Annotated in this window: 9 protein-coding genes; 2 read left to right on the top strand and 7 right to left on the bottom strand. The window is 72.1% G+C overall.

Annotation, left to right across the window (positions count from 1 at the left end):
- From O3Q52_RS36720 to O3Q52_RS36690, 7 genes are all read right to left on the bottom strand, one after another.
- The coding region (locus O3Q52_RS36720) for a hypothetical protein (RefSeq protein ID WP_269652946.1) at positions 1 to 996 on the bottom strand (996 nt) is incomplete at its 3' end.
- 15 nt (positions 997 to 1,011) lie between these two features.
- Positions 1,012 to 1,767 (bottom strand): bifunctional 2-polyprenyl-6-hydroxyphenol methylase/3-demethylubiquinol 3-O-methyltransferase UbiG, encoded by a 756-nt coding sequence (locus O3Q52_RS36715; RefSeq protein ID WP_269652945.1) that lies wholly within the window; start codon positions 1,765 to 1,767, stop codon positions 1,012 to 1,014.
- Positions 1,764 to 3,086: a condensation protein gene (locus O3Q52_RS36710; protein ID WP_269652944.1), complete on the bottom strand. Its 1,323-nt coding sequence runs from the start codon at positions 3,084 to 3,086 to the stop codon at positions 1,764 to 1,766. Before O3Q52_RS36710 ends, O3Q52_RS36715 begins: the two co-directional genes overlap by 4 nt.
- Positions 3,083 to 7,792: an alpha-(1->3)-arabinofuranosyltransferase gene (locus tag O3Q52_RS36705; RefSeq protein WP_269652943.1), complete on the bottom strand. Its 4,710-nt coding sequence runs from the start codon at positions 7,790 to 7,792 to the stop codon at positions 3,083 to 3,085. The genes O3Q52_RS36710 and O3Q52_RS36705 overlap by 4 nt, the downstream gene beginning before the upstream one ends.
- Entirely contained in the window at positions 7,789 to 8,592 is an 804-nt protein-coding gene (locus O3Q52_RS36700; protein WP_269652942.1) for a class I SAM-dependent methyltransferase, read from the bottom strand. The genes O3Q52_RS36705 and O3Q52_RS36700 overlap by 4 nt, the downstream gene beginning before the upstream one ends.
- On the bottom strand, positions 8,589 to 9,740 hold the full coding sequence (locus tag O3Q52_RS36695) for a glycosyltransferase family 4 protein (protein WP_269652941.1): 1,152 nt from the start codon (positions 9,738 to 9,740) through the stop codon (positions 8,589 to 8,591). The genes O3Q52_RS36700 and O3Q52_RS36695 overlap by 4 nt, the downstream gene beginning before the upstream one ends.
- A 478-nt stretch (positions 9,741 to 10,218) precedes the next feature.
- The gene (locus O3Q52_RS36690; protein WP_269652940.1) at positions 10,219 to 11,196 is read right to left on the bottom strand and encodes a DUF3068 domain-containing protein; all 978 of its coding nucleotides are present in this window, start codon (positions 11,194 to 11,196) and stop codon (positions 10,219 to 10,221) included.
- A 288-nt stretch (positions 11,197 to 11,484) separates the two neighbouring features.
- On the opposite strand from O3Q52_RS36690, the gene O3Q52_RS36685 reads away from it, so the two are divergent.
- Positions 11,485 to 11,637: a hypothetical protein gene (locus O3Q52_RS36685; protein WP_269652939.1), complete on the top strand. Its 153-nt coding sequence runs from the start codon at positions 11,485 to 11,487 to the stop codon at positions 11,635 to 11,637.
- 2 nt (positions 11,638 to 11,639) lie between these two features.
- Positions 11,640 to 12,477: PucR family transcriptional regulator (locus O3Q52_RS36680; protein ID WP_269652938.1), on the top strand; the 838-nt coding region annotated here is incomplete at its 3' end.

Genomic DNA, 12,477 nt, shown 5'->3' with positions numbered 1-12,477 from the left:
CCCTTGTCCAGCGGGCACGCCAGTATCTTCAGCAACGGGTCGTCGGGGTTCATCAGTGGTCAACTCCCTTGTGGGGGGCGGGGGTTGGGGCTCCTCCGGTGGATCGTGCTGGGCCGGCGGACCGGGCTGTGCCGGCGGGTCGTGCTTGGGCATCGCCAGGAGTACGGAGACCGCCAGCGCCGTACCGCCGATGCGCAGCGCCAGCCGCAGCGGGTCCTCGGGCAGCGCCTCGCCGAACGCGAGCGTGCCGAGCACCGCGGTGAACAGACAGGTCACCGTCGTACAGACCGGCACGATCAGCGAGGCCCGGCAGCGCTGCAGAGCCGCCTGCGACATCACCAGGCCGAACGCGCCGGTGAACAGCAGGAGATACGGGTACGGGGAGCGGAGCAGATCGACCACCGCACCGCCGAGGCCGCTTGAGGTGAGGTGGCTCGACACCCCCTTGATGGCCAGCGAGCTGACCCCGTACAACAGGCCCACCGCCACGCCGTACTCGACGCCCGTGGTCGGCATGCGGTGCCGGTGGCGGGCGCGGCGCTCGGCGGACGCGTACAGCCAGACGCCCGTCGCGAGCGACGGTACGCAGACGAGCAGGATCAGCGGGGCGGGGGCGCTTCGGCTGACCGTGTCGGAGCCTTCCTTGAGGGACAGGACGACCATGAGCAGCGCGACGAGGATCGCACCGATCGCGTACCGCTCGCGGCCCGAGGTCTCCTCGCCGAGCAGCACCGAGGAGAGCAGGACGAGGATCACCAGACCGGAGACGAAGATGCCCTGCGCGGCGGCGATCGGCAGCGTGCGGTAGACGACGAGCTGCGCCCCGAAGCCGGACGCCAGGGCGAGGGAGCCGCCGATCCACAGCGGACTGCCGAGGACCAGCCGCAGCAGCTGGGCCGGCTGCCGGACGGTCACCTGGGGCATCGCCGCCAACGCCCGTTTCTCCAGCACGAATCCGGTGCTGTAGAGCACGTTCGCGAGCAGGGCCGCGGCCACCCCCCACCACATGGTCTACGTCCTTCGCGCGTGCAGGAGCAGGATCGAGGACATCGACGGCACGGCACACGCCAGCCGGTCCAGGGGCTGCATGGGCCGGGGCACGCCGTGGAAGGGCGCGCCCTTCAGCCGTACGACCTCGAAGCCCGACGCGGTCACGAACTCCCGCAGCGCGCGGGCCGTGTAGAGCCGCAGATGGCCCACGACCTCCTTGCCGGGGCGGCCGTGGATGGCGCGCAGGCTCACCTCGGAGAAGACGGGCTGGACACCGGCGAGCAGCAGTGCGCGGTTGTACCAGGCGGCCAAGTTCGGTGTGGAGAGCATGAGATGACCTCCCGGGCGGAGGATCCGGTGGATCTCGTCGAGCGCCGCGTCCGGGTCCACGAGGTGTTCGACGACCTCGCTGAACAGGACGGCGTCGGCGGAGGCGGACCTGAACGGCAGCCCGCCGTCGGTGAGTTCGCCGCGTACCGCGTACGGAAGATGGGCGTGGGCGCGTCTGAGGGCGTCCTGGGACCAGTCGACGCCGACGATGCGATGGCCGGCCAGGAGCGGCGCGGCCGTCGCGGCCGCGGAGCCGTCGCCGCAGCCGATGTCGAGGACCGTCCGCGAACCGGACGTGGCCGGGCCGAGCGCGGCGGCCAGCATCCGGGCCTGGCGCAGACTTCGGGGCGCACCGGAGGCGACCGGCACGGCCGGGTCCTCGTAGAAGTCCCGCAGTCCGTGCGGAGGTTGGCCGCCGGACGGCCGGCGGGGCGGAGCCGTGGTCATGGGGCACTCTCCGTGGCGTGTTCCGTGGCGTGCAGGTAGTGCTCGAAGAGGTCGCGGAGATGGGAGCCGTCACCGTGGCTGAGCAGCCTGCGGGACCAGCGGAACGCCACGTGCAGCCGGCCCGCGGTGGACGCGGTTGTGACTGTCAGCCCGCGCGGCATCCGGGCCGGCGCCGAGAACCACACCGCGTGCGCGCGCCCCGCCCCCTCGCCGAAGTCGAGGGCGTACGGAATGCGGCCGATGTTGCTCAGCAGCGTGGTCGACGTCCAGGGCCCGGCGGCCCTCCGCAGCCCCCGGGTGAACGCGGCCCGCCAGGCCACCGGGACCACGGGCGCCGTCAACAGGGCTGCCCCGTGACCGAGTTGGGGCCGCGGCAGCGACTTGAGCGCACGGGTGCGGTCCGCCGTGCGCCGCAGCAGGCCCGCCATGTCCGAGGCGTCCAACTCCTCCGGAGCGAAGGGGACTTCGACGAGCCGCGTGCCGTTGCCGATCGGCATGTCGGTGTCACGGGTACGGTCGTCCACCGGCATCGTGATGCGCAACGGGCGCGGCCGGGCGCCGTGTTCCCGGTTCCAGTGGGTGATCATCAGGGCGGTGGCCACCATGAGCTGGTCGTTCACGGTGTACGGGGAGCCCTTGGGCCGGCGCGGGACGCCGAACTCGGCGACGAGCATGCCGTTGCCGGGCGAGTGCTCGGGCGCGCCGTGCGCCACCCGCGCGGGCGGGGCCCAGCTGGAGGGCGCGTCGATGGCGCCAGGCGCCTCGGCCGTCGTACGGGTCGGGGGCGCCGCGGGAGAGTTGTCCCGGCCGCCGTACAGCTCGGCGGCGGTGGCGAGGACCCGCAGACAGGCCGGGCCGTCGAGGGCGGTGTGGTTGATGGTGACGAAGAGGACCGTGTCGTCGGCCTCCGGATCGAGGACGACCTCAAGGCGGATCGGCGGCGAGGCCGACAGCGGCGGGGCGTCCTGGAGAGCCCGGTCGCGGGCGTGCTTCAGGGCGTCCCGGTCCGGCGGCGGGAACAGGACGACCTCCACGTCCGCGTCCGGGGTGAGCTCCCACTCGTAGCGCCGCCCGTACCAGGGGCGCCGCGCCTCGCGCATCAGGATGCGGGGATGGCGGTGCAGGGCCCCGGTGAACGCCCTCCGCAGCCGGTCCGGGTCGAGACGGCCCGGCAGATGCACCTCGATGTGGACGGTCTCCGGCTCCTCCTCCTGGAGGCAGTGCCGGGCGACCTCGTCCACGACGGGGAACGGGATGCGGGCGGGCGGCCTTACGGGGCCGTCCGTGCCGTCGCGTGCCGGGTGGTCCAGCGTGGTCATGTGTGTTCGCCTTCCCCCGTCTCCTCGGGTCGTACCGGCCGCGTCTCCTCGGGGCGGGCCGGCCTGGCGTCCTCGGGGTCCGCGGGCCTCGCCCCTCCGGGCCGTTCCGGCCTCGGCTCCTGAGGCGGTGTCGCCTTGAACTTCGGCTTCCGGAAGCCGAACCGGGTGGTGGGCGGGTCGGGTTCCGGCTGCGCGGACCCCGGCCCGCGGGCGGAGATCGTCGGACCGGACGCCACGGTGGGGGCGGGCGGGGCCTCGGCCTCTCCGGAGGTCGGTCCGGCCGTCCCGGACACTCCGGGCATCCCGTGCTGTGCCTCGGGCGCCGGGGACGATTCGGACGCGCCCGGCCCCGCGCTCTCACCCCGCCGCCGCTGCGGCAGCGGCTCGGTCGGCGCCTCGGTGCCCGGCGCCGGTGGTGGCAGCGCGCCGGCCCTGGGGGCGCCGGGATACCCCGGCGTGGCAGGAGTGCCTGTGCCGGGAGGAGCGCTGGGTGGAGTGCCGGGAGCTCCCGGATACCCGAGAGCGCCGGCAGCCCCGAAGGCCTGACCTCCGCCGGGACCGCCGGGGCCGCCGGGACTCCGAGCCCCGTACGAGGCCCCCCCGACCGACACCAACCCGGCGAACAGCCCGATCAGCGCCAGCAGTTGGGCCGTGGGCCCGAACGCCCCCGCGCCCTCGGAGACCGGCTCCCCGGCCCCGGTCGCGGCGGCGATCCCGGCCCCCGCGAGCGCGAGGAACGCGATGGGCACCAGCAGGACGTGCCGCCGCCACGCGAGCAGCGCCAGCAGAGGCACCAGCAGCGCGAAGAACCCGGCGATCACGATCCCGACCAGCGTGAGCACGACCGTGCCCAGGATCAGACCGGGCGGCGGCGGCACCGGCGAGGGCTCGTCCGTGTTGGGCGAGTTCCGCCGGTACAGCACGAGCCCCGCGAGCAGGAGCACCGCGACACCGCCGCCGATCAGCCCGGCCTCGTACAGCGTGGACGGCTCGTACGAGAGCTTGACCGTGCCGCCCGCGCCCGCCGGGACCCGCCAGCCCTGCTGCCAGCCGTCGAGCCGTACCGGGTCGAGCTTCTTGCCGTTCAGCGTGGCCTTCCAGCCGTCGTTGAAGTTCTCGTACGTCGTCAGGTACGAGGCCGCGCCCGAGCCGACGGACACCTCGCGGCGGTCGCCGAGCCAGTCCCGGATGCCGAGTTCACGGTCGAGCGCGGTGGGCGTGGTGAGCGTGCCGCGGGTCAGCGTGACGTCGGTGACGGCGAGTGGTCCCGCGTCGCCCGCCTCGACCCGGTGCGCGCCCGAGCCGAGGGACAACTCGGGGTCTGCGCGCCCCTCCTGGCAGAGCGTCAGTTCGATGGGCCGCCGCTCGACGAGGTCCCGTACCGTGCCCTTCGCGCTGGTCTCGTACAGCTCGTCGTCGACGGCGAGCGTCGGGCCCTCGCCGCAGGGGACGTCGAAGGTGCGGTCGGACCGGGGCTGCGGGGTGCGGTACTGGTCCAGGGCCGGGATGTACGCCTCGGTGAGGCCGACCGGCAGTTGCAGGTCCTCGTCGGCGAGCGGGTTGTGGACGGTCATCGGGGCCGTCTCGGTGATGGTGATGTCGAGCCGGTCCGTGGTGATCGGATCGAAGCGGACGACACCGTTCTCGTCGACACCCGCGATCGTCGAGCCGTCCGGCGAGCTGATGTTGACCTCCGTCGGCCGGGTGGAGAGCCCGCCCGCCGGAGCCAGCACGATCTCGCCCACGGCCTGCTTGTCCGGCCAGCGCAGACGGACGGTCGGGTTGTCCCCGGCGATCCAGGCCGTGGACAGATTGCCGTCGGTGAGGTTGCGCGGCGAGAGCCCGGTGCCGAGCAGGGCCGTCGAGTCGGCGGTCGCCGTGATCCGGTTCCGCTGCTCGGGCGCGACCTTGTAGAGCAGCTCGTCGAGCTCGTCGCTCGGCACGGGGATCGCGCTCGCCTTCACCTCGTACGTGCCCGCCGACTCCGAGGTCCAGCGGCGGTGCAGCCCCGCCTCCGTGCCCGTCGGCGAGAAGCCGCCCGGGTCGGTGGCGCGGTGCAGCGAGACGACCTCGGCGGCCGCGTCGGTGCGCTCGGCGTCCGTCGGGAGCCGCAGCATGCGGGTCACCTGGACGTCGGGAATGGTGATCTCGGAGAAGCCCGCGCCGGACAGGTCGGAGCGCCGGGCCGCCGAGTCGACGATGGTGACCTTCAGCCAACTCGTCGCCCCTTCGGGGGCCTTGATGCGCTGACGCATGCCGTTGGCCTGGAGGGTGCTCGTCTCGGAGCCGCGCTCCGTCTCCACGCGCACCCGGGTCGGCGCCGACCGCACGCTGTTCTGCGGCAGCGGGGTGACCCGGATCGAGTCGGGGATCTCCGTCTTGTCCGTGAAGCCGATCCGCAGCCACTGCCCGTCCGCCGAATCCGCCGCGCCCTCCGCCCACGCGGTGTTCGGATTTCCGTCGAAGGCGTTCACCGGGTCGTACTGCGGCAGATAGAACATCCAGTTCCCGCTCGACGACGCGGACACCGAGCGCGCGCCGCGCAGTTCGGCCACCGTCTGGTGCTCGATTCCCTCGGTCGGCAGGATCTGGTGCGGCTTCTCACCGGCGTCCTGGAAGCTGCCGGAGTGATTGCGTTCGTTGCGGGTGTACGTGTACGAGGTGTTGGCGTTGACCAGGCCGAACCGTGTGTCGGCGCGCCGTAGTCCGTCGCCCACCACCTGCAACTCGGGTGCGCCGAGCCCGGGATGGTTGTCGCCGGTCAGCACGGCGGCCCGGTCCCGCATGGCCGGGTCGGCGGACAGCGGCAGCAGCGCCTCGGGCCCGCCGGAGACGACGGCCGTGTCGGCGACCGCCTTCAGACCGGCCTGCCCGGGCCGCGGCACGTCCGCGCTCGCCGGCTCGTAGATCTCGACGGCCCGCTGCCGCGGGTACAACCCCTCTATCTGTACGGGGGTGTTCTCCGCGATGCGCCCGCCCGTCATCACCGGACCGAGGCCGGTCACCCGCCGGTAGCCCGACTCCTCCAGGGTGCGCTTGACGGTCGTGGTCGGTACGTAGCCGAGCTGGTCGGGGTCGAGATCGTTGCGTACGACGACGTAGTAGAGGCCGGCCCGGCTCAAGTAGTCGGCCAGGCCCGGGACTTCGCCGCCCGTCAGCAGGGACTGCTCGACCGCGTCCATCGCACGCCGGTTGCCCGCGGTGCCGAACGGCACGTAGTCCCGCTGGGCCCAGCGGGACTCGGCGAGCACGTCGAGCGGCTGGTCGATGGGCGAGCCCCAGGTGTAGATGCCGTGCGCGGTGGCGGGCACGACGAGGGCACGCGAGTCCGGCGAGTACTTCTCCAGCCAGTCGGCCGTGGACTGCCAGTACTTGGGAAGCTGCTGGAACGAACCCGGCTGCAGGATCGACCCGTTGAGGTAGGGCCAGGCGAGACCGGGGAGTACGAGGACCGCCGCGACCAGGGCCACGTACCGGCGGCCGCGCACGGGACGGGCGCCACGCGACTGAGAGGCGACGCCGACCAGGTGCATCAGGCCGAAGACGAGGGCGAGGGCCAGTCCGGTCTGGAACTTGTAGATGTTCCGGAAGGGCACGAGTCCGCCGTCCAGCCAGTCCTGGACGACCCCGTGGAAGGGCGCGCCGAACGAACCGCCGTACCCGGCAAGGGTGATGAGCGCGACCGACAGCACGGTCAGGACCAGCCAGCGCCGCTCGGGCAGGTCACGGCGGGCCAGTCCGGCGAGACCGAGCCCGGCCGCGAGCGCCGACGAGACGATCACGACCACCGAGGCCGCGACCGTCCAGCCGGCCGGCAGCCAGGCCTCGCCGAAGTTCAGATACGCGACCCAGTTCCCGGCGCCGCGCAGGGCCTCCGTGGCCGACATGGTGTCCGTCGTGGTCTGTGAACTCTCCACGTAAGGAAGGAAGTTCTCGCCGTAGATGCCCAGCACGAGGAGTGGGACCACCCACCAGGCGGTCGCCAGGATCACGCCCGGGATCCACCAGGCGATCAGCTTGCGCTGCCGGGGGCCGCGCGGGCGGGAGAGGAGATAGAGACCAACTGGCAGCAGGGAGGCCAGGGTCGAGGCCGCGTTGACCCCGCCCATGAAGGGGATGACCAGCGCCGAGCGCAGTGCGGCGACCCGGGCGCTGTGGCGCTCGTTCGTCAGCGGCAGCAGCACCCACGGGAGGAAGGCGCCGGGGAGCGCGGCGGCCGAGGTCGAGCCGACGACGATCGTGAACACCGGCCACAGCGCGTACGCGACCGCGCCGAGCAGTCGGGACGCGTGGCTGCCGATGTCCAGCCGTTCGGCGAGCCGCAGCGCGCCCCAGAAGGCGACCGCCACGATCAGCGACATCCACAGCCGCTCGGCCAGCCACACCGGGAGGTTGATCAGCTCGCACAGGCCGTAGTACGGCAGCATCGGGAAGGCGTAGCCGACGTACTGGTCCGCGATTCCGCCGAAGCCGCCCCGGTCGTGCCACAACTGGCCCAGGTCGGACAGGAACTGCCACGGGTCGAGCGCGACACCGAGCTTCGTGTCGAAGGTCTGCCGGCCCGGGTCCACCGCGAGGAACAGCACGAACACCACGGCCCAGAACCCCAGCAGCCACCGCCGCGACCGCGGGCCCCGGGCGGGGCCGGGGTCGGGGGCGAGCGGACGGGTGCGCGCCGGGGGAGGGGCCTGGACCGTGCTGGTCATGGATACCGCCGGAGAATGAGGAGGAGGTTCCAGGTGGCGAACTCGCGCAGCCCCGGCGCTTTCACGACGGCCTGGGCGAGGAACGGCCAGTAGCGGGAGCGCGCCGAGACGACCGTGACGTCGTCCCGGGCGCGCACCTGCCGCAGGGTGGGTCCGATGTGTACGGCGAAGAGGTTCTCGCCGAGGGTGTGCTTGGCGGGCCTGCCGGTACGCCGGCTGTAGCGGGCGCGGGCCCGCTCGGCTCCCAGGTAGTGCCAGGGCGCCCACTCGTGACCGCCCCACGGGGACAGCCAGTTGGTGAACGACACGTAGATCAGGCCGCCGGGTTTCGTCACCCGCACCATCTCGCTGAGGAAGGTCTGCGGGTCCGCCACGTGCTCCAGGACGTTGGAGGAGAAGCAGACGTCGGCGACCGCGTCGGCGAGCGGCAGCAGATAGCCGTCGGCGACGACAGCGCCCTCCGGCGGCTTCGGCCCGAGTTCCCGCATGTCCGGCTCGAAGAGATAGCCGTGCGCGCCGCGCCGCCGGAACTCGTCCGTGAAGTAGCCGCCCCCGCCGCCGATGTCCACGACTGTCCGGCCCTTCACCGGGCCGTCGTACGCCTCCACCTGGTCCGCGGCGTCGCGCGCCAGCAGCGAGTAGCAGGCCTCGGGGTCGTCCTGTTCATGGCGGAAGGCGCGGAAGAGGGCGAGGGAACGGCGGAAGGAGGGGTCCTTGAAACCCGTGCCTGTACCCGGGCCCGTGCCTGTACCCGGGCCCGTACCCCGTTGTTCCGGCCGATTGCCCCGAGCGGGCGTCATGGCGTCCAGCTCCTCACCGCCTCCGTCGCCACCGCTCTGAACTGGCGGACCGTGCGGTGCCAACGGAACTGGGTGGCGCGGTCGCCCGCCGCCTTGCCCATGAGCGTGCGACGGTGGGTGGACAGGGCGAGGGTGCACCAGGCCGCCGCGAACGAGGACTCGCCGCGGGCCAGCAGGCCCGTCTCGCCGTCCACGATCGAGTCGCGCAGGCCGGGTACGTCGAAGGCGATGGCCGGTGTCTCGCGGGCCGCCGCCTCCGTCACCACCAGGCCCCACCCCTCGACGGCCGAGGGATGCAGCAGCAGCCAGGCGGCGCAGAGCAGCCGGTGCTTCTCCGCCTCGGAGACATGACCTCTGAACTCGACGCCGGGGCCCGCGAGTTGTTCGAGCCGCTCCCGTTCGGGTCCGTCGCCGACGATCACCAGCCGGCCGCCGGTGACCGGGCGGACCCGCTCCCACAGCCGCAGCAGCAGATCGATCCGCTTGTACTCGACGAGCCGGCCCATCGCCAGGAACAGCGGTTCCGGGGAGCGCTCGGCCGGCGGGCCGGGCTCCTCGACACCGTTGTGCACGACCCGGATGCGCTCGCGCTCGACCCCGATCGCGCGCAGCGCGTGTGCCGTCGACGGGGAGACGGCGACCAGCAGGTTGTGGCGCTGTGCGCCGGCGAGGGCCCAGTGTTCGAGTCTTCGCCCGAGCCGGGCGGCGGGCGCCAGCGGCCCGTTGAACCGCATCCGCCACAGGTCGGTGTGCACGTGGTTGACCAGGCAGAGGGTCGGCCCGCGGTGCCACAGCGGCGCCAGGTAGGGCATGCCGTTGCAGACCTCGACGAGCAGGTCGCAGTCGCCGATCTGGCGCTGGAACGCCGATCGGGCGCGCAGGTAGTGGCCGAGGTCGCCGCCCGCCGACACGACACGGTAGTCGCGGTACGCGGCGGGGCCGCCGCAGAGCAGGGTGACCTGGTGACCGAGGTGGGTCAGGCCCTCGGCGAGTCTGTCGACGAGCAGTTCGGAGCCGCCCGCGGCTTCGTTGCCGAAGTCACGACGGGCGAGGAAAACGATTCGGCGCGGCTGTGGGGGAAGCGCCGGGGGTCGCTGCGCGGAGCGGGGGAAGGCGGCGCGCAACGACGAAGGCACGTGCTGGGGCATGGGTGCTCCAACTCGTCTCGGGGTGCGGAACCAGCGTGAGGGTGGAGTGGGGGGTGAGGTGGGGCTCGGTGCGAAGGTGGTGACGGTCTCCCGGTGCGGATCGGTCGTGTCTCGCGGTGCGGGTCGGTCAGGTCGCGCGGTGCGGATGGGTCGCGGTCGGGGTGGGGGTGCGGTTCTGTCGGTCCCCGCGGCGCGGGATGTGCCGCGAGTTCCCCGTTCCGGTGGAGCCGATCCTCACGGCTTCGATGTGGTCCTGTGCGGGAGTCCTGAATCTCCTGCGGATCGAATCCGTACGGATCTGTGGGACGGAACCTGTGGGACGGAACCTGTGGGGCTGATCGGTGTGGGTGATGCGGTCCGGCTGTGACGGGGATGTGGGCGGGCTGTGTTCGGGTGGGGTGGATAGTTTTCGCCCGCTGGTTCGATGCGGCTACTCACCGAAGTGACAATTTCGGGGCTTTATCCAGCTGACGTCTCATCACATTGTGAGCGGCTGCTGGGAGCTCTCGGACGTTTCGGGATGCGGACGCCCGCGTACCACCAAAACGACCCCCACAACTGCGAGCAGGAAACCCGCCACACCGGCACCCAGGGGCAACGTCTGCCCCACCATGCGCAGTTGGCTGCTGTCCTTGTCGGCCAGGTCGACCTGTTCCTTCTGGGTCTCGGGGGTGAAGGCGATTCGCTCGCTGTCGAGCAGCACCACGGCGTCCTTGTCGCCTCCGGGGGCCCGGAGCGTCTTGCGGGGGCCGATCGCCGCGTAGATGATCCGGCCCGTGCGCTGGTCGGCCACGAGCTCGATTCCGTGGTTGGCGTACCACTCCTCGGCGAGCACCTGGCCGGCGTCCTTCTCGCCGACGATCGTGCCCGGCACCAGCCGGGTTCCGGTCTTGGTGGCGCGCACGGTTCCGGTGAAGCGGAGGCCCTCGTACCCCTGGATCTTCTTCGTGCCCTTGTACGCCAGCGTGACGGTCGAGCCGAGCGTGCTGTCCCACCAGATGTAGGAGCGTTTCTGCACGTCGAAGGGGAACTTCAGGTAGGCCTCGCCCTCGTAGTACGGCTCCTCGTCGCAGCAGTGGACCGGCTTGTTCGTCCTGCGGTCGGTGACCCAGCGCTCCATGGTCCACTGCAGCGAGTCGTGGGGGTCGGCGGCGGGCAGCGACTTGGCGGTGTCCACGGAGGTGGACACGTCCCAGACGGCCCGGCCGCTCTTCTCGCTGTCGGCGACATCGCCGCGGACCTGTCGGGTGATGGTGATCTTCTTGTCGCGGACGGTTTCGATCTCGTCCGTGTCGAAATAGCTGCCCGTACCGGTGAAGACCGTCTTCGAGTCGATGTCGACGGGCGTGCGTTGAGCACGTGGCTCGACGTACCAGGCGAGCAGGGGGGCCAGGACGAGCAGGAACACGCCCAGACCCAGGACGACCAGTGAAAAGGGAGTGGTTGTACGGCGCATCCGGGCACTCCAGGGGCTCGTGGTGACACGGCACGGGCTGTGCCGGCACGGTGGGGGAGGGTGCACGTGCGGTATGGGGCGGGAACCGTAGGCGCACCCTTGACGAAGTGTCAATGCGTTGTCGAGACTGGGGGCTCGCCGGACGGGACCGGTGAAGGTGGGGATGTCCCGTGCCCCGAAGGGGCGCGGGGAACTGCGCGATCAGCCACATTCGGTCCGCAGGTTCGGACGGCGCTCCCAGCGGAGCGCTCAGGTGGGGACGACCTCCGACAGAGAGGCTGACCCGCGATGCCCAGACTGCTTGCCGCCCTGTTGACCGTGGCGGCCGCCGCCGCACTAGCCGTGGGCGCCGCCCTCGGTATCGTCGCGCTGCTCGACGCGACCCCGGAACAGCCGAACACGCCGCTCATCACCTATGAGACGGCCGGCCAGGAGCGCTGACCATGGCCCTACGCCGGGGACCTGTCACCGTGCGCTCGGCCTGGCACGACGTGCCGCGCCTCCAGGTGCGCCAGTTCGCGGCGCTCGCCATGGCCGAGGCGCCCATACTCGCCGAGGAGATCCTTCAGGAAATACGTCACGAATATCCCCATCTGCCCGTCGTGCTCGACGACTCCGGCGAGCCGATGGCGCTGGTCGGGATCCGGCGGGCCATCGAGGTGTTCGTCCAGCACCTGGAGACCGCCGAGGGCCGCCCGCGCGTCCACCCCGAGGTCTTCCAGGAGTTCGGCCGCGGCGAGGGTCTGCACGGCCGCAGCCTCGATTCGCTCCAGGCGATCTACCGGCTCGGTGTACGGCTCGCCTGGCGCCGTTTCGCCGAGATCGGGACGCGTGTGGAGATCCCGCCGCCCGCGATGTACGAGCTGGTCGACGCCGGTTACGAGTATCTGGACGGGCTGGTCGACCAGTCCGTACGCGGATACGCCGAGGCCGCCGCCCGGCAGGCCGGCGAACGCCTGCGTCTGCAACGGCGGTTGATGGAACTGCTGCTCGCCGAGCACCACCGGGGCGATCCGGCCGAGGCGCTCTCGGAGCGGGCCGCGCGCATTGGCTGGCCGCTGCCGGACAAGGTCGCGGTGGGTGTGCTGCTGCGGCCCGCCCGCGAGGCGGTTGCCCCTGCTGTCGGACAGGGGGTGCTGCTCGACATGGAGTACGAGCAGCCCCGGATGGTCGTGCCCGAGCCGGACGCCGCCGGGCGCCCGGAGCTGCTGCACCGGGCGCTCACGGGGTGGGCGGGCGCGATCGGGCCGCCCGTTCCGCTGGCCGACGCGGCGAAGTCGC

Source organism: Streptomyces sp. ActVer, assembly GCF_027270795.1.
GTDB lineage: Bacteria > Actinomycetota > Actinomycetes > Streptomycetales > Streptomycetaceae > Streptomyces > Streptomyces umbrinus_A.
The sequence above is the reverse complement of the archived record's forward strand: the minus strand, read 5'-3'. Positions and strand labels throughout refer to the sequence as shown.

Bases quoted from the DNA above. Each gene is read 5' to 3' on its own strand.
- O3Q52_RS36715 (WP_269652945.1), bottom strand. From the start codon at position 1,767: ATGACCACGGCTCCGCCCCGCCGGCCGTCCGGCGGCCAACCTCCGCAC.
- O3Q52_RS36710 (WP_269652944.1), bottom strand. From the start codon at position 3,086: ATGACCACGCTGGACCACCCGGCACGCGACGGCACGGACGGCCCCGTA.
- O3Q52_RS36705 (WP_269652943.1), bottom strand. From the start codon at position 7,792: ATGACCAGCACGGTCCAGGCCCCTCCCCCGGCGCGCACCCGTCCGCTC.
- O3Q52_RS36700 (WP_269652942.1), bottom strand. From the start codon at position 8,592: ATGACGCCCGCTCGGGGCAATCGGCCGGAACAACGGGGTACGGGCCCG.
- O3Q52_RS36695 (WP_269652941.1), bottom strand. From the start codon at position 9,740: ATGCCCCAGCACGTGCCTTCGTCGTTGCGCGCCGCCTTCCCCCGCTCC.
- O3Q52_RS36690 (WP_269652940.1), bottom strand. From the start codon at position 11,196: ATGCGCCGTACAACCACTCCCTTTTCACTGGTCGTCCTGGGTCTGGGC.
- O3Q52_RS36685 (WP_269652939.1), top strand. From the start codon at position 11,485: ATGCCCAGACTGCTTGCCGCCCTGTTGACCGTGGCGGCCGCCGCCGCA.